This is a genomic window from Streptomyces sp. NPDC088725 (assembly GCF_044751305.1).
GTDB lineage: Bacteria > Actinomycetota > Actinomycetes > Streptomycetales > Streptomycetaceae > Streptomyces.
Window position 1 is genome coordinate 416,936 of record NZ_JBIVLO010000007.1, and the last position, 22,626, is coordinate 439,561.

Annotated in this window: 16 protein-coding genes and 2 pseudogenes; 2 read left to right on the forward strand and 16 right to left on the reverse strand. The window is 71.2% G+C overall.

The features are described from left to right. Positions 1 to 75: 75 nt before the first annotated feature. The 11 genes and pseudogenes from ACIP6N_RS20590 to ACIP6N_RS20640 all read right to left on the reverse strand — a co-directional run bounded on the left by ACIP6N_RS20590 (position 76) and on the right by ACIP6N_RS20640 (position 12,733). On the reverse strand, positions 76 to 2,406 hold the full coding sequence (locus tag ACIP6N_RS20590; RefSeq protein ID WP_401817351.1) for a xanthine dehydrogenase family protein molybdopterin-binding subunit: 2,331 nt from the start codon (positions 2,404 to 2,406) through the stop codon (positions 76 to 78). Then, the gene (locus tag ACIP6N_RS20595; RefSeq protein ID WP_401817352.1) at positions 2,403 to 4,238 is read right to left on the reverse strand and encodes a 2Fe-2S iron-sulfur cluster-binding protein; all 1,836 of its coding nucleotides are present in this window, start codon (positions 4,236 to 4,238) and stop codon (positions 2,403 to 2,405) included. The genes ACIP6N_RS20590 and ACIP6N_RS20595 overlap by 4 nt, the downstream gene beginning before the upstream one ends. Further along, positions 4,235 to 5,131 carry an FAD binding domain-containing protein gene (locus ACIP6N_RS20600; RefSeq protein ID WP_401817354.1) on the reverse strand — a complete coding sequence of 299 codons (897 nt, stop codon included), beginning with the start codon at positions 5,129 to 5,131 and terminating at the stop codon, positions 4,235 to 4,237. Before ACIP6N_RS20600 ends, ACIP6N_RS20595 begins: the two co-directional genes overlap by 4 nt. 275 nt (positions 5,132 to 5,406) lie before the next feature. Continuing rightward, positions 5,407 to 7,143 carry a beta-N-acetylhexosaminidase gene (locus ACIP6N_RS20605; RefSeq protein ID WP_401817355.1) on the reverse strand — a complete coding sequence of 579 codons (1,737 nt, stop codon included), beginning with the start codon at positions 7,141 to 7,143 and terminating at the stop codon, positions 5,407 to 5,409. Between the two features lie 28 nt (positions 7,144 to 7,171). Next, on the reverse strand, positions 7,172 to 8,020 hold the full coding sequence (locus tag ACIP6N_RS20610; protein WP_401817356.1) for a carbohydrate ABC transporter permease: 849 nt from the start codon (positions 8,018 to 8,020) through the stop codon (positions 7,172 to 7,174). After that, positions 8,017 to 8,937 (reverse strand): annotated as a pseudogene (locus ACIP6N_RS20615) (carbohydrate ABC transporter permease); the annotation flags it as partial. The gene ACIP6N_RS20610 and the pseudogene ACIP6N_RS20615, both read right to left, overlap by 4 nt. 24 nt (positions 8,938 to 8,961) lie before the next feature. Further along, positions 8,962 to 9,480: pseudogene (locus tag ACIP6N_RS20620) on the reverse strand (extracellular solute-binding protein); the annotation flags it as partial. Positions 9,481 to 9,711: 231 nt separating this feature from the next. After that, entirely contained in the window at positions 9,712 to 10,323 is a 612-nt protein-coding gene (locus tag ACIP6N_RS20625) for a hypothetical protein (protein WP_401817358.1), read from the reverse strand. A gap of 64 nt (positions 10,324 to 10,387) precedes the next feature. After that, a complete protein-coding gene (locus tag ACIP6N_RS20630) occupies positions 10,388 to 11,503 on the reverse strand; it encodes an extracellular solute-binding protein (RefSeq protein WP_401817359.1) in 1,116 nt (371 codons plus the stop codon). Positions 11,504 to 11,745: 242 nt separating this feature from the next. After that, a complete protein-coding gene (locus ACIP6N_RS20635) occupies positions 11,746 to 12,039 on the reverse strand; it encodes a DUF3039 domain-containing protein (protein WP_401817361.1) in 294 nt (97 codons plus the stop codon). Positions 12,040 to 12,172: 133 nt separating this feature from the next. Continuing rightward, positions 12,173 to 12,733: a YqgE/AlgH family protein gene (locus tag ACIP6N_RS20640; RefSeq protein ID WP_401817362.1), complete on the reverse strand. Its 561-nt coding sequence runs from the start codon at positions 12,731 to 12,733 to the stop codon at positions 12,173 to 12,175. A gap of 285 nt (positions 12,734 to 13,018) precedes the next feature. Here ACIP6N_RS20640 and murA point away from each other — a divergent pair, with 285 nt between their 5' ends. After that, on the forward strand, positions 13,019 to 14,359 hold the full coding sequence (gene murA / locus ACIP6N_RS20645) for a UDP-N-acetylglucosamine 1-carboxyvinyltransferase (protein WP_401817364.1): 1,341 nt from the start codon (positions 13,019 to 13,021) through the stop codon (positions 14,357 to 14,359). 384 nt (positions 14,360 to 14,743) lie between these two features. Here murA and ACIP6N_RS20650 read toward each other — a convergent pair whose 3' ends face one another. From ACIP6N_RS20650 to ACIP6N_RS20670, 5 genes are all read right to left on the reverse strand, one after another. Then, the gene (locus ACIP6N_RS20650; RefSeq protein WP_003954777.1) at positions 14,744 to 15,025 is read right to left on the reverse strand and encodes an HU family DNA-binding protein; all 282 of its coding nucleotides are present in this window, start codon (positions 15,023 to 15,025) and stop codon (positions 14,744 to 14,746) included. 348 nt (positions 15,026 to 15,373) lie between these two features. Next, a complete protein-coding gene (locus ACIP6N_RS20655) occupies positions 15,374 to 16,807 on the reverse strand; it encodes an NAD-dependent malic enzyme (protein ID WP_401817365.1) in 1,434 nt (477 codons plus the stop codon). Between the two features lie 418 nt (positions 16,808 to 17,225). After that, on the reverse strand, positions 17,226 to 19,748 hold the full coding sequence (locus tag ACIP6N_RS20660) for a HelD family protein (protein WP_401817412.1): 2,523 nt from the start codon (positions 19,746 to 19,748) through the stop codon (positions 17,226 to 17,228). A 136-nt stretch (positions 19,749 to 19,884) separates the two neighbouring features. Further along, a complete protein-coding gene (locus ACIP6N_RS20665; RefSeq protein ID WP_401817367.1) occupies positions 19,885 to 20,415 on the reverse strand; it encodes a GNAT family N-acetyltransferase in 531 nt (176 codons plus the stop codon). A 58-nt stretch (positions 20,416 to 20,473) separates the two neighbouring features. Further along, complete coding sequence (locus ACIP6N_RS20670) at positions 20,474 to 21,652, reverse strand: uroporphyrinogen-III synthase (protein ID WP_401817368.1); 1,179 nt, start codon at positions 21,650 to 21,652, stop codon at positions 20,474 to 20,476. 386 nt (positions 21,653 to 22,038) lie between these two features. Between ACIP6N_RS20670 and ACIP6N_RS20675 the strand changes: the two genes are divergently transcribed. Next, on the forward strand, positions 22,039 to 22,497 hold the full coding sequence (locus tag ACIP6N_RS20675; protein WP_401817370.1) for a hypothetical protein: 459 nt from the start codon (positions 22,039 to 22,041) through the stop codon (positions 22,495 to 22,497). Positions 22,498 to 22,626: the final 129 nt, after the last annotated feature.

Consider the following 22,626-nt stretch of genomic DNA (forward strand, 5'->3'; position numbering starts at 1 on the left):
CAATCGTGGCGGGTGCGCACCCGGACCGTCAGTCGGATGCCTCGGCGCCGTACAGGGGCTTCCACCAAGGCCCGCCTACGCGTTCGGCGAAGGCGCAGCCGGAGGCGCCGCCGCCACCGCCGCCTGGGGGCGGATCGGGAGGCGGGCGATGGGGCGGCCGGTGGCCGCGCGGACCGCTGAGGCCACGGCCGCCGGGGCCGTCACCACCGGGACCGCGCTCGCCGGCTTGGCGCCGAAGGGGGCCACCACGTCGCGTTCTTCGACCAGCTTGACGATCCGGATGTCCGGGGCGTCCAGGGACGTCGGCAGCGCGTAGCCCGTGAAGTCGGGGTGGCGTACCAGGCCGCGGGTCGTGCGGAGGTTTTCGGTCAGGGCCGTGCCGATGCCCTGCGTGACGCCCGCCTCGATACGGGTGGCCAGCTGCGCCGGATTCAGTACGCGGCCCACGTCCTGCGCGACGGCCATCTCGACGACGCGGATCGAGCCCAGTTCGATGTCGACGTCCACGACCGCGCGGATCGCGCAGAACGCCAGTCCCACGAACGCGTCGCCCTGGCCCGAGTCGTCCAGCGGCTCGGTGGGATGCGGGCGGCACTGCGCCGTCGCCCACAGTTCCTTGCCGTCCATCGCTTCCGTGACGGTGGTGGACAGCACGCCGTCGTACGAGGTGATCTTGCCGTCCGTGATCTGAAGCAGCTCGGTGGACATCCCGAACTTGTGGGCCAGCGGCTGCAGCAGCTGCGTACGGACCATCTTCGCGGCCCGCTCGACCGCGCCGCCGGAGACCCACGTGTGCCGGCCGTGCGCGGCCGGGCCCGCCGGGGGCTGGTCGGTGTCGATCGAGGCCACGTGGACCTCTTCGATACCGAGCGTCTCCTGCACGATCTGGCGGGCCAGCGTGGAGAAGCCCTGGCCGGTCTCCACTGCCGCGCAGATGACGGTGGCCACGCCGTCGTGGACCTTGACGGTGGCCGTGGAGACCTCGTCCGCGCCCTCCGCGCCGAGCATGTGGACCATGCCGATCCCGTAGCCGACACCGCGCCGTACCGCGCCGGGCTCGCCCGCGCCCTCGATGCCTCCCGGCAGCAGCCAGGCCGCCTCCGGGGTGTCCTTGGGCAGCGCGGGCAACGGGAAGTCCCGTACGGAGCGAAGCAGTTCGGCCACGGGCGCCGGGCAGGTGACCGTCTGGCTGGTGGGCAGGATGTCGCCGGTGGACAGGACGTTGCGCAGGCGCAGTTCGGCCGGGTCGAGGCCGAGCTTGCCCGCCAGCTTGTCCATCTGGCCTTCGTACGCGGCGCAGACCTGCATCGCGCCCTCGCCCCTGACGTGTCCCGAGGGCGGGTTGTTGGTGCGGACGGCCCAGCCTTCGATGAAGGCGTGCGGGACGACGTACGGGCCGCACGCGAACGCGACCGCGGCGGCCAGGGATTCGGACGACGCGTCGGCGTACGCGCCCGCGTCGAGCAGGATTTGGGCCTCGACCTTGACCAACCGGCCTTCGCCGTCCGCGTGATGGCGGTAACGCAGCAGGGTGGGGTGACGATGGGCGTGGCCGAGGAAGGACTCTTCGCGCGTAGCCGCCAGTTTGACGGGGCAGCCGGTGCGCATCGCGAGCAGGCCGAGCGGGATCTGGAATCCGGGGTCCTCGCGGTCACCGGTGGCTCCGGGGACGCCCGTCACGACGATCTTCACGCGCTCGGGGTCGAGCCCGAAGCAGGCGGCGGCCAGGTCGCGGTCGGTGTGCGGGTCGGTGGAGGCGGTGTAGATCTCCACGCCGCCGTCCGGCCTCGGCACGGCGAGTCCGGCCTCGGCGCCGATGGGTGCGGGGTCCTGGCGGCCGATACGGTACAGGCCCTCCACGACGATCTCGCCCTGGATCTCCGGGTCGCCGTACCGCAGCGGGATGTGCCGGATCAGATTGCCGTCGGGGTGCAGCGGCTCGGCGGCGAAGGCCTTCTCCGGGTCCGTGACCGGGTCGAGGATCTCGTACTCGACGGCGATCGCGGCCGCGGCCATGCGCGCCGTGTCGGGGTGGTCGGCGGCGACCGCGGCGATCGCCTCTCCGTGGTGGCGTACGACGTCGGAGGCGAAGACGGGACGGTCCACCACGCGGCGGCCGTACGAGGGGTCGCCGAGGACGTCCTCGTGCGTGACGACGGCCCGTACGCCCAGCATCTCGGCGGCCGCCTCGGTGTCGATCGAGACGATACGGGCGTGCGGGTGCGGGGAGCGCAGGATCGCGGCCCACAGCAGGCCCTCGGCCCACAGGTCGGCGGCGTACGGGAACGTGCCCTCGGTCTTCGCGCGCGCGTCGGCCGGGGGGAGCGAAGCGCCGAGGCCGTGCGCCGGCGGCTCCTGCTGGGGGCCTTCGAGCGTCGGGGCCTCGGTGGCCGCGTCGTTGCTCACGCCATGCCTCCGTCGTGCGAGTGCTGCGAGTGCGGATGCGAGGGCTGGGCGCCGCCGGCGCCGGGGGGTGCCTGGTGCGGGATCCGGGCCTCTTCGGAGGCGGCGGCGGCGGCCTCGGCGCTCGCCGCGCGCTGGGCGGCGACCTCGTTGACCGCGTCGACCACGCCCCGGTAGCCGGAGCAGCGGCAGAGGTTGCCGCACAGGGCCTGGCGGGTCTCCAGTTCGCTGGGGGCGTGGTTGCCCTCCAGCAGGTCATGGACGGTCATGGCCATGCCGGGGATGCAGAAACCGCACTGCACCGCACCGCATGTGGCCAACGCCCGCTGGACGTCGGAAGGTTCGCCGTCGGACGCGAGTCCTTCGACGGTACGGACCTCGGAACCGGCCGCGGTGGCGGCGGGCACGAGACAGGAAGCGACGAGCCTGCCGTCGACCTGGACGTTGCACGCGCCGCACTCGCCCTGCGAGCAGCCGTCCTTGGCTCCGGCGAGACCGAGGCGCTCGCGCAGTACGTACAGGAGGGATTCGCCGATCCAGGCGTCGGTGACGGGACGGTCCGCGCCGTTGACGCGCAACACGAAGGAGTTGACGGGGTGTTCGGCGCTGTCGCTGCTGCTGGTGAGCGGGGCGGGTGCGGGCGCCGCTTCGGGCACCGGCTCGGAGTCGGGTGCAGGCTCCGCCTCGGGCGCGAAGTCCGGTGCGAAATCCTGCTCGGACGCGGGGTCTTGCTCCGCCGCGAGGTCCTGCTCGGCCACGAGGCCCGGCGCGTCCGGCGCGAGGTCCTGTGCCGCGTCCTGCTCGGGCTCCGGTACGCCGGCTGCCTCGGGCAGCGCCTCGGAGACCGGCTGATCGGCAGCCGGCTGATCGTTGAACGGCCGTTCGGAGACGGCCTGTTCGGGCGCAGGCTGCTCGGGGCCGACCTGCTCGGACAGAGGCAGCGCCTCGGCGACAGCTTCGACCGGCGGCCCGGCCTCGAACTCGGCGTCGGGCGCCGACTGGAACTCGGGCGCGAACGCCGCTTCCTGCTCGGCGTACGGCTCCGGCGCCGCCGCCTCGCCGGCCTCGGCGGGAGCACCCTCGGCGGGCGGCGCCTCGGCGGGAGCCGGAGCCGACGCCGGTGCCGCCGCGATCGGTTGCCCGTAGGACGGCGCCGACTCACCGTAAGGGGACGGCTGTTCCCCGTAAGAGGGCGCCGATTCGCCGTACGAGGGCTCCTCGTACGGGGCTGCCGGTTCCGGCTGTGTCGCCCACGGCGCGGCCGCGCCGCCCGGGAGCGTCGCGGGCGGCGTGCCGCCGTGCCAGGGGGCGGCCGGCATGGTGGCGATGTACTCGCCCGACTCCTCCGGCAGGTCCCCCCGCGCGACCGGGATCGTCCACTGGCCGGTCAGCTCGGAGTGCTGCTCGTTGCCCGCCCCGGGTGCTCCCGCGGAGCCCTCGGCGCCCGTGTCGCCCGCGCTGTTCGCCTCGGTGCCGTAGTGCCACGCCTGTGCCCCGTACGCGTCGTAGTAGGGCTGTTCCTGGCCGTATGCACCGGAGTGGCCCGGCTGGTCGTACTGCGGTTCCGGCCACCGCACCGCACCCGACTCCTGCGACGGCTCATGCTGCACCGCGCCCCAGCTGCCCGCGCCCGGATCGGCGGCGGGAGTCAGCGGCACGATCTGCGGCGGCACGTAGCCGTGGCCGGGCGCCGCGAGGGGCGCGTCCCTCTCGTCCTCGGGGGGCAACTGCACGAACGCGGTCGCCTCCGCGTCGTACTCACCGCCCTGCGGAATCGGCTGCCAGCCCCGCTGTTCCTCCGGGATCCCGGAACCGGAGTTCTCGTTGTTGGTCACGACAGCGCCCTCCCCAGTGCCCTCCGGGCCAGCGCGGCGACGGTCCGCCGCAGATGCAGTACGGCGGGCGCCGGCACAGGAGCCTCTCCCCCGTCGGCCGGCGGCGCGGGGTCCGGGATGCAGGCGGCGGCGACGTACTCGCCGAAGGCGGCGAGCGCCTCCTGGGTGAGCCCTCGCGCGCCGTCCCAGTCGATCAGCGAGGCGATCCAGCGCTCCGCCTCCAGCGGGCGCAGCGGCATCGGCGCGATCGCGCCGACCGCGCAGCGCACGCCACGGCGTGCCGGGTCGAGGACGACGGCGACGGACGCGGAGGCGCGGCCCGGTCCCGTCCTGCCCGTCGCCTTGAGGAAGACCTGCGGGGCGTGCAGCAGGGGCACCCGTACGAAACCGATGAGTTCGGCGGGCGCCAGCATCTCGCGGCCGGCCAGCAGGTGCGTGACGGGGATCTCGCGGCGCGCGCCTTCGGGTCCCGCGACCACGAGGTCGGCTTCGAGCGCCGCGAGCACGGGCAGCGCGTCGCCGGTCGGCGCCGCGGTGGCGATGTTGCCGCCGAGCGTGCCCGCGTTGCGGATCTGGGGCGGGCCCGCGGCGCGCGCGGACGCGGCGAGCGCGGGGATGAGGGCCGCGAAGTCGGGCCTGCCCATACGCGCGTGGGTGAGGCCGGCGCCGAGGAGGGCGTGACCGTCCTGGTAGCGCCAGCCCCGCAGTTCACTGATCCGGCCGAGACCGACGAGTCCCGCAGGGCGCAGCAGGCCTCTGTTGACGGCCGCCATCAGATCCGTACCGCCTGCGACGGGCACGGCGGCAGGCATGGCGACGAGCGCCGCGACAGCCTCGTTCAGCGAGGTCGGCAGCGTCACGGAATGCGCCGTCTGCGGTGCGTGCGTGGTCAACCCAGCTGCCCCTTTCCGGAGTCCCGGCTGTCCCGCCTGTGAGCCGTACCGTACGTGCTCACCGCCCGGACGTGGCAACTCTGGCACATCTTCGGGGTCGGCCGACGCGAGGGTCCACGAAGGACTGTTCCGTCCCCGCCCAGGCGTAAGGCCCTGTTTCTCACGACTTCACCGTCACGTAAGGAATACAACTCTTCGGCGCCTCTTGGGTGACTTGTCCTCACGGCTCGACAGTCTCAGGAACGCGCGCCCGGGGTCCTCGCCTCGCGCCGGGCTCACACGTTCGGGGGTGGTCCCTCGATCGGGCGTCCGAGCGTCGCGGAGTTGCCGTCCGGGTCCGTGCGCCGCTGCCAGGGCAACGGCCCGCCGATCGGCCGGTATTCGACCCCCAGGGCGTCGAGCCGGCGGTAATGCTCCGTCATGCGCTGTTCGAAATCCTCGAAGTCCCGTTCCGCGGGCGGGGGCAGGGGCGACCAGGCGACCTCCGCGAACGCGGCGAGGCGCGGAAAGACCTGGTAGTCGACGCGGGAACGATCCTGCATGACCTCGGTCCAGACGTTGGCCTGGGTGCCCAGTACGTGGGCCGCCTCGGCCTCCGTGAGCTCCGGCGGCACCGGTTCGAAGCGGTAGACGTCCTCCAGGGTCCTGACGTATCCGATGGGCATCGGCTCGTCCTCGCCGGCCGCCTGCCGGTGGTCCAGGTAGACCTGCTGCTCGGGGCACATGACCACGTCGTGGCCGGCTTTCGCGGCCGCTGTGCCGCCGCCGTAGCCGCGCCACGACGACACGGCGGCGCCGGGCGGGAGGCCGCCTTCGAGGATCTCGTCCCAGCCGATGAGACGCCGGCCGCGGGCGGCGAGCCAGCTGTCGAAGTGCCGGATGAACCAGGACTGGAGTTCGTCCTCGTCCGCCAGGCCCAGTTCGGCGATACGGGCCTGCGCCGCCGGGGACCGTTTCCACTGGTCTTTCGGGCACTCGTCGCCGCCGACGTGAATGAAGGGCGACGTGGCGGCCGGGAAGAGTTCGAGCAGTTCTTCGAAGACGTCCTCGTAGAAGCGCAGGGTGTTGTCAGTGGGGGCGAGTACGTTCGGATTGATGCCCCAGGTGTCCCAGACGGTGAGGGAGGACGTGTCGATGACATCGGTGTTGCCGAGTTCCGGGTACGCGGCGATGGCGGCCTGCGAATGGCCCGGGATATCGATTTCGGGGACGACGGTGATATGCCGCTCCGCCGCGTACGCGACGATCTCCCGGATGTCGTCCCGCGTGTAGTAACCGCCGTGCGGCTTCTCGTCCCACAACTCCGAGGCGCGGTGGCCCCATTTGGTGCGCGCACGCCATGCGCCGACCTCGGTCAGTCTCGGGTGCCGTTCGATCTCGACACGCCAGCCCTGGTCGTCGGTGAGGTGGAAGTGGAAAACGTTGAGTTTGTGCGCGGCGAGCAGATCGAGATAGCGCAGGACGCCGTCCTTGGGCATGAAGTGGCGTGCCACGTCGAGCATCATCCCGCGCCAGGCGAAGCGCGGGGCGTCCTCGATGACGAGCATCGGCACGCTCCACTCGCGCCCGGGGGCGACGGGCGCGCCCCGGTAGGCGTCGGGGCCGAGCAGCTGCCGGAGGGTCTGTGCTCCCCAGAAGACACCGGCCGCGCCGCCGCCCTCGATACGGATCGCCGATCCGTCGACGGTCAGCCGGTAACCCTCGGGGCCCAAGTCGCGCGCCAGGCTCCGGCTGATCTCCAGGACGATGCGGTTGTCGTCACCGCCCACGACGGCGCCAACACCAGCCTCGTCGACCGTGGTCGCGCCCGCGCCGTCCGTGCCGCCCTCAGTCGCGCCCGCGCCCTCCGCGGGCGGGAACGGCAGCCCCGTCGCGGCTCCGACCGCCGTACGGATCCACCGCGCGACGCCCTCCGTGCCCGTGCCCGCCTCGATCAGCGTCTCGCCGTCGAGCGGATACGCGGCCGCACCCTGCGCCGGCCAGGCGCGCCTGGGGTCCGGAATCAAGTCCATCTCGTCAGCCTTCCTTGGCTCTTTGTTCTTAATCCTTGACGGCGCCGCCGAGTCCGGAGACCAGGCGCCGCTGAACGAGCACGAAGAAGACCAGGACGGGAACGGTCATCACGGTGGAGGCCGCCATGATCCCTCCCCAGTCGTTGTCGTCGGGTTTGAAGAAGACCAGCAGCGCCATGGGAAGCGTCGACAGAGAGGTGTCGCTGATGATGAAGGACTTCGCGAAGAGGAAGTCGTTCCAGGTCGAAATGAACGAGAAGACGCTCGTCGCGACAAGCCCCGGGAGGACCAGCGGAAAGAGGATCTGCCACAGGAAGCGCGTACGGCTCGCGCCGTCGATGTACGCGGCCTCTTCGAGCGCTTCGGGTACCGCTCCGACGAATCCGCGCAGCATCCAGATCGCGAACGGCAGCGAGAAGGCCAGATGCGGCAGGATCAGCGAGCCGAGCGTATTGAGCTGCCCGAAGTCCCGCATCAGGAAGAACAGCGGAATCGTCAGCGCCTCGACGGGCACCATCTGCGCGACGAGGAACATGATCAGCAGCGTCGTACGGAACCGGAAGCGGAAACGGGTCACGGCGGTCGCCGCGAGAAACGCGATCAGCGCGGAGACGACCACCACCGTGCAGGCGACGGTCAGGCTGTTGAGGAAGTACCTTCCGAATTCCCGCTGTTCGAAGACGCGGCGGTACGAGTCGAGCGACAGCGCGAGCGTCCAGGGACGGGGCCGGGTCGATTGGATCTCGTCCGCGGGTTTGAATGCGGAAAGCACCATCCAATAGAGCGGGAACGCCACGATCAGGGCGATGACGAGGGCCGACGCCTCGGCTGCGAGGCGCCGCGGACGGCGGATCCGGGGGGTCCTGAGCAGGGTCACAGCGCTTCTCCCTGCCGTCGCAGCAGCCGCAGATAACCGAGTGTCACGGCGAGCAGAATCAGCAGCATGACGACGCCGATCGCGGAGCCCAGGCTGTACTGGGAGGAGGCGAAAGCCTTCTGATAGGCGTACACATTGAGCGTGAGATTCTGCCCGGCGATTCCGCCGCCATTGGTCATCACATAGATCTGGGTGAACACCTTGAAGTCCCAGATGACCGACTGGATCGTGACGACGAGCAGGATCGGCCGCAGCATCGGCGCGGTCACCGACCGCCAGATCCGCCACTGCGAGGCGCCGTCCAGCGAGGCCGCCTCGAGCACCTCACCCGGAATCGCCCGGATGCCCGCGTACACCGTCACCATCACGAACGGGAAGGAGCACCAAACGACTTCGAGCAGGACGAGCGTGAAAGCGCTGTAGCGGCCGTACGTCCAGGAGTGGTCGCCGAGGCCCAGCAGCCGGTTGACCGGGCTGTAGTCGGGGTCGAAGAGGAAGACCCAGACGGTGGATCCGGTGACGGCCGGGGTGGCCCAGGCGCCGAGCGCGGCGCCCATCAGCGCCAGGCGCGGCACCGCCCGTGCCCGCGTAAGCAGGACCGCCAGCGCGCAGCCCACGCCGAGTGTCGTGACGACGCAGGCCGCGGCGAAGACGACGGTCGCCAGCAGCACCCGCCAGAACTGGCCGTCGCCGAAGAGCGCCGCGTAGTTGCCGAACCCCCGGAAGGTGGTCGGCTCTCCGCCGCTGACCTGTGCCTGGGTGTACTCCAGGAACGAGATCAAGCCGAGTTGGTAGATCGGGTAGACCAGCAGCGCCGCGAGGACGACCAGCGCGGGCGCCAGACAGAGCCAGGGCGTCCAGCCGCCCCGTCCGGCGGCCCCCGGCCCGCCCCGACGCCCGCGGGGCCGCGCGGGCGGCCGTCAGGAGGTTCGTCATGGCGCTCAGCCCTCGGACGTGAACGCCGCGTCCATCTTCGCCGCCGCGTCGTCCGAGGCCGCCGCGACTCCCTTACGGCCGCTGACGATCTCCTGGAACATCGTCGGCAGCACGAGTGACGAGTCGATCTGCGCCCAGCCGGGCGAGGCGGGCACGAACTTGGCGCCCGCGCCGAGCGTCCGTACGAACGGCTCGATGAACGGTTCCTTCTTCGCGGAGGCCGCCAGTACGTCCGTGTACGTGGGCAGGAAGCCCATCGCGTCGAACAGCTTGGCCTGGGTGTCCTTGCCGGCGAGCGCCTTCATCAGGGCGACGGCGAGGGTGCGGTGGCCGCTGCTCCTCAGGACTCCGATGTTGTTGCCGCCCGCGAAGGCCGGCGCGACCGAGCCCGCCTTGGCCCCGGGCAGCGGCACGACCGCGTACGCGCCCTTGACCGAACCGGCCTCGACGGCCTGGTGGTTGAAGTCACCGCCGATCGCCATGGCGGCCTTGCCGGACGCGAAGGCCGTGACGGTCGCCTGCCCCGCGTCATGGCCAGCCTGCGCAACCTCGCCATCGGCATCCACCGCCAGGATGGCCACACCAACTTTTCAGCCACGCTCCGCCGCACCGCCCGAGACCACCTGTGCCCCTCACGCCCTCGGCCGGTACGACGAACCCAGACACAAGATCACTTCTCAAAGACCTTGAGGGTTTGCGATCGCCGTGCCCGGGGCGGTCACGGCCGGTCCGCCTGTGCACCGGCGCGGCGAAGTTCACGGACGGTCGTGCCAGGGCCGTACCCGACCGACCACCCACCCGTGTTCGTCGGGTGCCGCTGAGGCCGCCGGGGCGCGTGCGGCGGACAGCACTCCGTCGCTGATCTCGTGATGGGTGAGCCAACGGGGGCCGGCCGGTCCGTCCGTGAAGCCCAGCACGACAGGGCGGTAGTCACGCGGGGATGCGGCCAGGGCCGACGGAGGGAGCGGCTTGTTTCGGGTGGGGTCGGCCACCACGCTGCCCCGGACGTCGACCACCACCGCGTCCTCGGTCAGGGCACCGGCGACCACGGGCAGGGCGTCGTCACGGCTGGGCGTGTGGACCCACAGCACGGCCAGCTGAAAACGACCCACCTCACCTACAGCCTGCTCGAGCGCCGAACGGAACCCCCCGGGATCGGAGTAGTCGGCGGGAAGAGTCATCACGCGGTCGCGGCCGGTGGTCCGGTCAGCGAGCGTTCCCAGGGACCTCTCGCCCCTGGCCACGACGGTGGTCCGCCAGCCGTCGGCGACCAGCCCGTGGACGACGCCGGCAAGCATGCCGGTGCCGCCGATCACGAGGGCCGATCGCGTCGGCGTCCTGGAAGGGTGTGCGGAGGGGACGGACAAGGGTTCTCCAAGGCGACGCGGTCCGTACCGGACGGGGGTGAGGAGGAGACATCGGTGGGGCAGCTCAGCGAGGCTGCGACAGTACCCATTCATGGCCCACGCCCGGCAGTTCGGACCGCGCCGTCTCCGGGCCGACCGCCGTGCAGCGGCCCGCCTCCGGGGACAGTGCTTGCCGGGCGACATCCACTATCTCGTCGGCCGTCAGCGTGTCCAGCAGGGCCGACTCGGTGCGCTGACCAGTGAAGCGGTCACGGCGGAACAGTTCGAGCGCCAGCAGCCGCGCGTGGGAGGCCGAGTCCTCGCGTTCGCGGGCGTGGATGCCCTTGGTCATGGCGCGAGCCCGCGCCACCTCCCGCTCGGTGATGCCGTCGGTGAGTATCTCGTCCAGTACGCCTCCCATGGAGGCGCACTTGGCGGCCGGGCAGTTGTCGTCCCCGAAGAGCGAGGTGTACGCCGCTATGCCGGCGCGGGCCGCGGGGCTGTTCACGGCGGCCTTATACGTACCGCCGCTCTCCTCGGCGAGTTCGCCGCCGTTCGCCCAGACGAAGGGCAGGGCGCCGTACGTGTACGCGCCGCCGACCGCGAGCCCGTAGAGGTCCGGCTTCGCCCGGTGGATCTTCCTGGCCGTGGAGATCAGCTCCGCCTGGGACCTGGGGGCGGCGATCCCCAACTCCTTGAAGACGTCCGTGCGGTAGTACAGCGCGCGTACGCCGACGAAGAGCGGCGCCCCGTAGATCCCGCCGCCCACGGTGACGGACCGCCTGGCGGCCGGGTCGGTGTCCTTGGCCTCGTCCCAGGCATCGAACTCCGCGCCGATCTCGGCGAGTCCGCCGTCCTTGACGTAGCCGGCCGTGTCGGTGTTGCCGTACTCGATGAGATCCGGCGCGCTCCTCGGATCGTTGAACGCCGCCTTCACGCGCTGGGCGCGCGTCTCGACCGGGATGTACTCGGTCGCCACCTTCGTGCCCTTGTGCTCCGCGCGGAAGGCGGCGACGACAGCGTCGACGACCTGCTCCTTGGGCTTGTTGTCGACCTCCTGGAAGAGCCACACGCGCAGGGTGCCGCTCTGCTCGTCCTTCGTCGCGCCGGTGTCCGAGGTCCCCGGGGCGCAGCCCGTGAGGGTGAGCCAGGCGAGCACGAGCGCCGCGGCCGGGGTGGCTGTTCGGGCAGAAAGCTTCATCCGGGATCCCTGCGGTCGGCGTTGCGGCATGCGCAACGGACGCTTCGCGCTGCGCGCGCCGCCCAACTCGCAGGAGATTAAGGGTGTCAGGAACACGGCGACAAGTGGTCTGAACCAATTAGTGGCGCCCCGAAGCGCCCGCCACCGTACGAACCCCAGCGCGAACACCCACGCGAACGGCCCCCGGGGCACGCGCCTGAACGCGTGCCCCGGGGGCCGTCACCGGCAGAAAGATCCAGCGGTTACTTCTTGCCGCCGTCCTTGCCGCCCTTGTCCTTGTCCCCACCGGGGCCCATGGACTCGTAGATCTCCTTGCACATCGGACAGACCGGATACTTCTTGGGATCGCGCCCCGGTACCCAGACCTTGCCGCACAGTGCCACCACGGGAGTGCCCTCGAGGGCGCTCGCCATGATCTTGTCCTTCTGGACGTAGTGGGCGAAGCGCTCGTGGTCGCCATCGCCGTGCGACACCTGCGGTGTCGGCTCCACGAGGGTGCCCGTCCCTGCCCCGCGCTCGGGCTCAAGAGTGCTCATAAGCGTCTAGGGTACCCACGCGCGGCGCGGAACGGCGGCTCCGGGTCCGTGCACTCCGCAGCCGTTCGCTCACGCATCCGCGCCACGGCCCCGGCCGAAGCGCCGCGAAAGCCCCGGCCCGGCCCGGCGGGAATCAGTTGAGCAAGGGATCGTCCGGGTATGTCGCGACCATCGCCAGCTGGCCGCGCTGCCTGCGCAGGACCGCCCGCCACAGCCCCTCGGGCCGGGGCGACGACACATCACCGGGCTCCGACTCGACCACGTACCAGGCGTCCTCACTCAGCTCGTCCTCCAGCTGCCCGGGGCCCCAGCCCGCGTAGCCGGCGAAGATCCGCAGCGAGCCGAGCGCCTTCGCCAGCAGTTCGGGCGGGGCCTCCAGATCGACGAGTCCGATCGCCCCGTGCACCCTCCGCCAGCCGAGGGGACCTTCGCCTCCGGGGATGACGGCGATGCCGAGCGCGGAATCGAGCGAGACGGGGCCGCCCTGGAACACGACGCCCGGGTCTCCCGCGAGCCCGGCCCAGGGTTCGAGGATGTCCCCGACATCCACAGGAGTGGGCCGGTTGAGCACCACACCGAGCGAGCCCTCCTCGTCGTGATCGAGCAGAAGGACGACCGCGCGGTCGAAATTCGGGTCCGTGAGAGCGGGTGCGGCCACGAGCAACCGCCCTGTGAGCGAGGACACCTCCGTCATGAGACACATGATCCCGCACTTTCGTCTCCGGCGGGGCCCGCGCGGCACGGTGGGCACGGACGGCCGTCCGGGGCGCACCGCGTCAGGCGGGAGCGCACACGGCGCGTGGATCCGGGCGGCGGGAGGCCCGGATCGGCCGGTGACTTTGCGCCACACGTACCGAACAGAACGTGTTGTACCGAATTCATTACACGCTTCACCCCCTCGCGGCCATGCGGGACAGGGGCCAAAGCCCCTTACCCTTTTGTTTGGCCACCTGCCCGCCCACTCCGGAACGCGAGATTCATGACCGTCAAAGACGATGTAATGCTTGTCCACGGTGGAACCCCGCTGGAGGGTGAGATCCGCGTCCGCGGCGCGAAGAACCTCGTGCCCAAGGCCATGGTCGCCGCGCTCCTCGGCAGTGGACCGAGCCGGCTGCGCAATGTGCCCGACATCCGCGACGTACGCGTCGTACGGGGATTGCTCCAGCTGCACGGCGTGACCGTGCGGCCCGGGGACGAGCCCGGCGAGCTGATCCTCGACCCCACCCACGTCGAGAGCGCGAACGTCGCCGACATCGACGCCCACGCCGGTTCGTCGCGCATCCCGATCCTGTTCTGCGGTCCGCTGCTGCACCGGCTCGGCCACGCCTTCATCCCGGGCCTCGGCGGCTGTGACATCGGCGGCCGGCCCATCGACTTCCACTTCGACGTGCTGCGCCAGTTCGGCGCGACGATCGAGAAGCGGGCCGACGGCCAGTACCTGGAGGCTCCGCAGCGCCTGCGGGGCACGAAGATCCGGCTGCCGTACCCGTCGGTCGGCTCGACGGAACAGGTGCTGCTGACGGCCGTGCTGGCCGAGGGCGTCACCGAGCTGTCGAACGCGGCGGTGGAGCCGGAGATCGAGGACCTCATCTGCGTCCTGCAGAAGATGGGCGCGATCATCTCCATGGACACGGACCGGACGATCCGGATCACCGGTGTCGACCGGCTCGACGGCTACAACCACCGGGCCATCCCGGACCGCCTGGAGGCCGCCTCCTGGGCGTCCGCGGCGCTCGCCACCGAGGGCAACATCTACGTACACGGCGCGCAGCAGCGTTCGATGATGACGTTCCTCAACACCTACCGCAAGGTGGGCGGCGCCTTCGAGATCGACGACAAGGGCATCCGCTTCTGGCACCCGGGCGGCTCGCTCAACGCGATCGCGCTGGAGACGGACGTACACCCCGGTTTCCAGACCGACTGGCAGCAGCCGCTGGTGGTGGCCCTGACGCAGGCGTCAGGCCTGTCCATCGTCCACGAGACGGTGTACGAGTCACGGCTGGGCTTCACCTCGGCGCTCAACCAGATGGGCGCGCACATCCAGCTCTACCGGGAGTGCCTGGGCGGCTCCGACTGCCGCTTCGGCCAGCGCAACTTCCTGCACTCCGCGGTGGTGTCCGGCCCCACCAAGCTCCAGGGCGCCGACCTCGTCATCCCCGACCTGCGGGGCGGCTTCTCGTACCTGATCGCGGCGCTGGCGGCGCAGGGCACGTCCCGCGTGCACGGCATCGACCTGATCAACCGCGGCTACGAGAACTTCATGGAGAAGCTGATCGAGCTGGGCGCGAACGTCGAACTGCCCAACGGCGAACTGGTCTGACAGCACGCGTCCGCACGCCTGACCAGTGCGCGCCCGGTGGCCCCCCTCCTCGGAGCGGGGGCCACCGCCGTATGCCACGTAGGCCACGTAGGCCACGTAGGCCACCGACACCAGCCCCCACCCGGCAGGGGGTCCGGGGGTCGCCCCCGGGACAGCACAGCATGGAGAAGCTGATCGAGCCGGGCACGAACGCCGAACCGCCCAACGGCGAACTCGTCCGACCAGCACACACCCGCACGCCTGACCAGCACGCACCTGGTGGCCCCGCTCCCCGGAGCGGGGCCACCAGCGCGTTGTGCGGCCCTGTGCGGGCCTGCGGGGCGCGAACCACACAGGGGCGGCCACCCGGTCCGGGTGGCCGCCCCTGCGCTGTGCTTGTGGGTGTTACTTGCCCTTGGCGGCTTCCTTGAGCTTGGAGCCCGCGGAGACCTTCACGCTGTAACCGGCCGGGATCTGGATCGGGTCGCCGGTCTGCGGGTTACGAGCGGTGCGAGCGGCACGGTGGGTGCGCTCGAAGGTCAGGAAGCCGGGGATGGTGACCTTCTCGTCGCCCTTGGCGACGATCTCGCCGACGGTCTCGGCGAGAGCGGCCAGCACGGCGTCGGCGTCCTTGCGAGTCACCTCGGCACGGTCGGCCAGGGCGGCCACCAGCTCACTGCGGTTCATGTTGTTACTCCCGTGTTCTTCTTGCCTGTAAGGCGTGAGATCGAAGCCGATGCTGCCAGGGCCCTCGGACAGTCCCCGGACCCGGGTCTGCTGACACAGACCCTCGCGCCCGAATACGCATCCTGCCCCCACCAGCGGCGGGAAAGCCAATCCGGCACCCTCCGGAGTCACACGAAAAGCGCCACTGCCTCGTCGTCGTGACGTTCCGTCGACTCTGTGGAGACTCCTTGGAGCCTGGGAGCCCTGAACCCCCCGGAGGCCCTGAATTACCTCCCTGGAGCGGCGGGGCTCATGGTCCGCCACCCTAGAGGGGGGCTCAGGGCCCCGCGAATCGCGACGCGCCGTACGTCATGCGGACGTGGGGGCCGTCACAGTCACGCCGGCCGCCTTCGCGGCCTCGCGCACGGCACCCGCGACCGCTCCCGCGACCTTGTCGTTGAACACGGAGGGCACGATGTAGTTCGGATTCAGCTCGTCCTTGGTGACGACGTCCGCGAGCGCTTCCGCCGCGGCGAGCATCATCTCCGTGTTGACGGTTCGTGACTGCGCGTCGAGCAGACCGCGGAAGACACCGGGGAAAACGAGCACGTTGTTGATCTGGTTCGGGAAGTCGGAACGTCCCGTCGCCACAACCGCCGCCGTCTCACGGGCGATCGCCGGGTCGACCTCGGGATCGGGGTTGGCGAGCGCGAAGACGATCGCGTCGTCCGCCATGGCCGCGACGTCGGCGCCGTCCAGGACGTTCGGGGCCGAGACGCCGATGAAGACGTCCGCGCCGACCACGGCCTCCTTCAGGGTGCCGGTGATGCCCTCGGGGTTGGTGTTGTCGGCGATCCAGCGCAGCGGCGACTCCGGAGTGGCGTCGACGAGGTCCTCGCGGCCCGCGTGCACCACACCGTGGATGTCCGCGACGACGGCGTGCTTGACGCCGGACGCGATGAGCAGCTTCAGGATGGCCGTACCGGCCGCGCCCGCGCCGGACATGACGACCCGTACGTCACCGACGGACTTGTCGACCACCCGCAGCGCGTTGGTCAGCGCGGCGAGGACGACGATCGCCGTGCCGTGCTGGTCGTCGTGGAAGACCGGGATGTCCAGGGCCTCGCGCAGCCGCGCCTCGATCTCGAAGCAGCGGGGCGCCGAGATGTCCTCCAGGTTGATGCCCGCGAAGCCGGGGGCGATGGCCTTGACGATCTCGACGATCGCGTCGCTGTCCTGGGTGTCCAGGCAGATCGGCCACGCGTCGATGCCGGCGAACCGCTTGAAGAGCGCGGCCTTGCCCTCCATGACGGGCAGCGCGGCCTTGGGGCCGATGTTGCCGAGGCCCAGCACGGCGGAGCCGTCCGTCACGACGGCGACGGAGTTGCGCTTGATGGTGAGGCGGCGCGCGTCCTCGGGGTTCTTGGCGATCGCCAGGCAGACCCGCGCCACGCCCGGGGTGTAGATCATCGAGAGGTCGTCACGGTTGCGGATCGGATGCTTGGACTGCATCTCGATCTTGCCGCCGAGGTGCATCAGGAACGTACGGTCGGACACCTTGTCGATGTCGACACCGACGATGTCGCGCAGTTGGGCGACGATCTGATCCGCGTGCGCGGTGGACGTCGCGGCGATCGTGACGTCGATCCGCAGCTTCTCGTGACCGGACGCCGTGACGTCCAGGCCGATCACCGAGCCGCCTGAAGACTCCACAGCCGTGGTCAGCTGGGACACCGCGGTACCGCTCGCGGGCACCTCCAGCCTGACCGTCATCGAGTACGAGACGCTTGGCGCCGTTGCCATGACCTGGTTCCTCTGCTTTCGCTGAGCCGCATTGCCGCCCCGGCGGGGACAACAGCCCCGGCGGCGCTGTCCGATGGTCGCACCTACCAGCGAGTAGCAGGTAAAGGCCCACCTTTTCGGAAAGTGAGTTCCGTCATACGAGAGCGAGCCCGTACGGCGGCCTCCCCAACGACAGCAGGCCTCCACCAACTGCTGGTGAAGGCCTGCTGACATGCCCCTGAAGACATGAGCCGCAATGACGTACGGCAGAAGCGAAAAGGTGGCACCGACCCGCCATGCTCGCCTCGCGGCAAGTGGTCGCTCGAAGCGACGAAGGTTGGGCCCGGGGGCTTGGATCGAGCCGGTGCCGATACCAGGCTAACAAACCACTCCGGAAAGTGATCCCCCGGCGCCCGTTGACCCGAGGTCAATCGGGAAGTCAATCCCGGAGCAGGTCGGGTACTCCCTCCGCGTCCGGCTCGTCCCGGGTCCCGGAGACCACCGTGAGCTGTTGCGTCGCGCGCGTGAGCGCCACGTACAGCACCCGCAGCCCGGCGGGCGACTCGTCGGCGATCTCCGCCGGGGAGACCACGACCGTCGCGTCGTACTCCAGCCCCTTGGCCTCCAGGCTGCCCAGCGCGACGACCCGGTCGCCGAGCCCGGCCAGCCAGCGCGCCGCCTGTTCGCGCCGGTTCATCGCGACCACCACACCGACCGTGCCGTCCACCCGGTCCAGCAGGCGCTGCGCCTCCGCCCGTACGGTCGCGGCCTGATCGCCGTTCTGTACGACGCTGAAGCGCGGGCGTACGCCGGTGGAACGGACCGCGCGCGGCGATTCCATTCCCGGCATGGCGATGGCCAGGACCTTCGCCGCGAGATCGGCGATCTCCGCCGGGTTGCGGTAGTTGACCGTCAGGGTGAAACGGCGGCGCGGGCGGTTGCCCAGCGCCTCGTCACGCGCCTCCGCCGCCTCGTCCGGATCCGTCCAGGACGACTGCGCGGCGTCGCCGACCACCGTCCAGGTGGCGTGCCTGCCCCGGCGGCCGACCATCCGCCACTGCATGGGCGTGAGGTCCTGCGCCTCGTCGACGATGACGTGCGCGTACTCCGTACGCTCCGCCGCCAGCCGCTCGGCACGCTCGCGCTGGGACTCCTCGCGCTGCGGCATCAGCTCATCGAGGCCCGTGAGGTGGTCGAGCGGGTCCAGCTCCCGGCGCTTGCGCTGGCGCGGCGGTGAGCCGAGCAGTGTCTCCAGCTCGTCCAGGAGAGCCACGTCGTGCACGGACAGCGGTCCGGTGCCGTCGGCGCCCAGACGGGCCAGGGAACGCGCCAGCCTGCGCGTCTCGCCCTGATTGAGGATGCGGCGGCTCCAGCGGCCGAGACGGCGCTCGTCGGCCATCGCGGCGAGCACACCGCGCGGCGTCAGCTCGGGCCACCAGGCGTCCAGGAACGCGATGAAGCTGTCCTCGGTCGTGACGTCGTCGTCGAAACCGCTGCGCAGCTCGGCGGCCAGCTCCGCGTCACCGCGCGACGCGTACTCACCGGCCCGCGACGCCGCGCCCGACTGCTCCCAGAGCGCGTCGAGGAGAAGCCTGCGGGCACGGGGGCGCAGCAGGTTGACGGGGGCGGTGCCGCTGAGCGCCGACTGCCGGATGCGGTGCAGTTCGTCGGCTTCCAGCTCCAGCCTGCGGCCGAGGGCGACGACCCGCAGCCGGTCGGTTCTCACGGTGACGGCGGACGCGTCCTCGCCGGCCTGCCCGCCCTTACCGCGTTCATCAGCGGTTTCGGGGTTTTCCTGGCCGAAGGAGAGCTGGCCCGCGCCGTCCGCCTGCGCGCCGCCACGGCGCCTGTTACGCCGTCCGGATGATCCGGGGGCACCGGAGCCGGAAGAGGGCTCCAGGGCGCCCCTGGCGGCGTTGCGCAGCACCTTCAGCATGCGCGCCGAGCCCTTGACGCGGGACACGGCCGGTTCGTCGTACGCCGTCGCCTCCGCGCCGTCCACCAGCGAGCCGACCGCGCGGATCGCGACCTGCCCCTCCTCGCCGAGCGACGGCAGCACGCCCTCGGTGTACGCGACGAGCAGCGGTGTCGGCGAGACGACGAGAATGCCGCCCGCGTAGCGCCGCCTGTCCTGGTAGAGCAGGTACGCGGCCCGGTGCAGCGCCACGGCGGTCTTGCCCGTGCCGGGGCCGCCCGCCACTTCGGTGACCGAGGCGGCGGGGGCACGGATCACCAGGTCCTGCTCGGCCTGGATGGAGGAGACGATGTCCCGCATGGTGTGGCTGCGGGCCTGCCCGAGCGCCGCCATCAGCGCGCCGTCACCGATGACGGGCAGCGCGGCGCCGTCCAGCGTGGCGGTCAGCTCGGGGCGCATCAGGTCGTCCTCGACCCCGAGGACCCGGCGGCCCTTGGAGCGGATCACGCGCCGGCGCACGACCCGTCCCGGGTCCACCGGCGTGGAGCGGTAGAACGGCGCGGCGGCCGGTGCGCGCCAGTCGATGACCAGTGGCGCGTAGTCGGAGTCCAGCACCCCGATCCGGCCGATGTGCAGGGTCTCCGCGATGTCGGCGGTGTTGTCGTCGCGTACCGCTTCGTCGGCCGGTTCGACCGAGGTGTACGCGCCGTCCGGGCCCTTTTTGCCGTCCTTGCCGCGCAGGAGGTCGATCCTGCCGAAGAGGAAGTCCTCGAACTCGTTGTTGAGGCGGCTGAGGTGGATACCGGCCCTGAAGACCTGGGCGTCCCGCTCGGCCAGTGCTCCCGGCGTGCCGACCTGCCCCCTTTTGGCGGCGTCGTTCATCAGGAACTCCGCCTCGTGGATCTTCTCCTCGAGGCGGCGGTACACCTGGTCCAGATGGCGCTGTTCGACTCCGATCTCGCGGTCGCGTACGGAGTCGTTCCCCGTGTCGCGTCCGGGATCGACGGCGGGTCCAGCAGATTCAACAGCGGCATCCTGCGCGGCCACCGAGGCCCCCTTCGTGACGTGCATCGGGCAGCCGTCAACCGTACGCGAAGGGGGCGGGTATGTCAGGCGTCGACTTTTTCCGGTGCATTACCGTCGAACGTTCACTCGAATACGTGGCCGGCGGCGGGCCCCGTCGTCAGGCCGTGGTGTTCGGCGGGCCGTCGTGCAGGATGCGCTGGAACAAGAGGTGATCACGCCACCCGCCGTTGATGTGGAGATAGCGCGGCGCTGTTCCGATCCGCTCGAATCCGCACTTGTCCAGGACACGCTGCGAAGCCGCGTTCGCGAGGAGCGTCGCGGCTTCGATCCGGTGCAGCCCCAGCCCGTCCCTGGCGGCACGGCAGACCTCGTTGACGGCCTGCGTCGCGAGGCCGCGGCCCGTGTGCTCGGCGTCGATCCAGTAGCCGACATGAGCGCTGCGGAAGGCCCCGAGCGAAATGCCGGAGAGGGTGATCTCGCCGACGATCCGCGTTCCGTCCATGAAGTGCCAGCGGCGGGCCGCGGGGTCGGCGAGCCGGTGGGCCTGGGTCCGGGCGGTGAAGAAGTCGGCGGGCCGGTCCGGCTCCCAGGGACTCATGTAGTCACGGTTGCGGACAAGCGCCTCCGCGACGGCTTCGGCGTGTTCCGGTCCGGAGGGCCTCAGGATGACGGCCGGGTCGTGTGACATCTCCGTACGGTACCGATGATCAGCGCACCCGCCGGGCCGTCCCCCCAGTTCCTCGCCCTCAACTCCCCTGCGCCCCGACGCACTTCGAGTCAGCCGCCGGGTCCGGCGCCAGCCGGTAGCCGCGCTTGACGACGGTCTGGATCAGTCCCGGAGCGCCGAGCGCGGTGCGCAGCCTGGCGATGGCGGTCTCGACCGCGTGCTCGTCGTGGCCCGCGCCCGGCAGTACCCGCAGCAGCTCCGCCCGCGACACCACCCAGCCAGGACGCCGGGCCAGCGCGCGCAGCAGCGTCATCCCGGCCGGCGGTACGGGGCGCAGCCCGTCGTCCACCAGGACCGCGTGTCCGCGGATCTCGATCCTGCTGCCCGCGACCGGGAGCGTACGGGCGCGCCCGGGAAGCTCCGTACAGAGGACCTGGACCAGCGGCCCGAGTCTGAAACGTTCCGGCTGCACGGTGTCGATGCCGCGCTCCTGGAGGGGCAGGGCGGTGACGGGTCCCACGCAGGCCGCCAGCACGTCGTGGTGGAGTGCGGCGAGGAGGTCGAGCAGCCGGCCGCGTTCCTCCGCGCGGGAGAACAGCGAGGTGGCGGCGGGCGCGCTGGTGAAGCTGATGGCATCGACGGCGCGCGCGACGGCCGCGTCGATGAGGCGGTCGACGGGGGCGAGGTCCTCCGGGGGCATCCAGCGGTAGACCGGTACGACCACCACATCGGCGCCCCCGGCCTCCAGCGCCTCCACGAAACCGGGCAGAGGAACGCCGTGGAGTTGCAGCGCGATCCTGCGGCCCTCGACACCTTCGCCCAGCAGCCGCTCGAGTACTCCGGCCATCGACTCGGAGGCGGGCGACCACGCCTCGGTCAGCCCGGCGGCGCGGATCGAGCCCTTGACCTTGGGCCCGCGCGCGAGCAGTTCGACCCCGCGGAGGCAGTCGAGCAGCGCGTCGCCGTTTCCCCATCCCGCGGCGGCTTCCAGCCAGCCGCGAAAGCCGATCGCCGTGGTGGCCACCACCACATCGGGCGGGCGCGCGATCAACTCGCCGGTGGCGGTACGCAGTTCCGTGTCGTCTGCGAGCGGCAGGATCCGCAGGGCCGGCGCGTGGACGACCGTGGCGCCTCGCCGCTGAAGCAGCGCGCCCAGTTCGTCGGCACGCCGGGCCGCGGTGACCCCGACGGTGAACCCCGCGAGCGGGCCGGGCTGTTGGTCGTGCATGGGCTGTTCCGTCCCGACTCTGCTGTCCATTCACCGTGTGTGGATCAGGCGAGCGTGCCAAGGCTGGGTGACGAACATGATTCAGCGAAATGTCATCGCGGTTACGCGCTCCCCCTGCGGCCGGTCGGCTCGCCCACAGGAAATGGCGCTTACGGGCGCCCCGGCCCGGTCCCGGCGCGGCTGCGTTCCCACCGGTCACGCCGACGCGGGATGCCCGGTCCTCGGCGCCGTGACACCACACGGGGCGATCCGGCGGCCGACGGGCCCGTATGCTCGTTGCACAACTCCCAACCGGCTTGGCAGCGCTGCGTCTTGGGCATTTTCGCCGCGCGAGAAGACGCAGGCATCGGAGGGCTCCGACGGGGTACCCGGTGCGCGGCGGCGCGTGCGGGCGCGGCCTTGGTCCGGGGAGTGACATGGTGGCGGAAAAGGCGTCGAGGGAGCGGGCACGGGATCGCTGGTGGGTGATTCCGTCGCTGGCTCTCGTGCTGTGGATCGGGTTCCGGCTCGTGTTCTCGGGCGCGGACGCCTGGCCCGCCGTGCTCGCGGGTGGCCTGATCTATGGGGTGTTCATGGTGTGCACGATCGTCCGGCGGCAACGGGAGACGCCCGGCGGCGCCTCGGATCCGCGGGTCCTGCCGCGCCCGGTTGTACGCCGGCGCCGGCCGACGCTGAACCGGCATCACTGGTGGGCGTTCCCTCTGGTCGCGGCGGTCTTCCTCGGAACGGCCGCGCTCTGGCTCGCCACCGGCGAATACGCCGTGGGCGGTGCGTTCGTGGTGTGCGCGGTGGTGTTCCTCAGCTGCATGGCGTGGATGAACCTGCGTACGCCCCAGCAGCGGCAGGTCCCGGTGGAACGGAGCCTGCGCGCCTGACCCGCGGACGACGCGACCCCCGCCCCCCCCCGGGGGGGGGGGGGCGGGGGGGCGGGGCCCGGGGCGCCGGGCCCGGGGGGGGCCGGGGGGGCCCCCCCCCGGGCGGGCCCGGGCGGGCCCCCAAACCCC

Coding starts and splice junctions, on each gene's coding strand:
- ACIP6N_RS20670 (WP_401817368.1), bottom strand. CDS start 21,652: ATGGACAGCAGAGTCGGGACGGAACAGCCCATGCACGACCAACAGCCC.
- ACIP6N_RS20655 (WP_401817365.1), bottom strand. CDS start 16,807: ATGGCAACGGCGCCAAGCGTCTCGTACTCGATGACGGTCAGGCTGGAG.
- ACIP6N_RS20675 (WP_401817370.1), top strand. CDS start 22,039: ATGGTGGCGGAAAAGGCGTCGAGGGAGCGGGCACGGGATCGCTGGTGG.
- ACIP6N_RS20630 (WP_401817359.1), bottom strand. CDS start 11,503: ATGAAGCTTTCTGCCCGAACAGCCACCCCGGCCGCGGCGCTCGTGCTC.
- ACIP6N_RS20635 (WP_401817361.1), bottom strand. CDS start 12,039: ATGAGCACTCTTGAGCCCGAGCGCGGGGCAGGGACGGGCACCCTCGTG.
- murA (WP_401817364.1), top strand. CDS start 13,019: ATGACCGTCAAAGACGATGTAATGCTTGTCCACGGTGGAACCCCGCTG.
- ACIP6N_RS20665 (WP_401817367.1), bottom strand. CDS start 20,415: ATGTCACACGACCCGGCCGTCATCCTGAGGCCCTCCGGACCGGAACAC.
- ACIP6N_RS20640 (WP_401817362.1), bottom strand. CDS start 12,733: ATGACGGAGGTGTCCTCGCTCACAGGGCGGTTGCTCGTGGCCGCACCC.
- ACIP6N_RS20650 (WP_003954777.1), bottom strand. CDS start 15,025: ATGAACCGCAGTGAGCTGGTGGCCGCCCTGGCCGACCGTGCCGAGGTG.
- ACIP6N_RS20605 (WP_401817355.1), bottom strand. CDS start 7,143: ATGGACTTGATTCCGGACCCCAGGCGCGCCTGGCCGGCGCAGGGTGCG.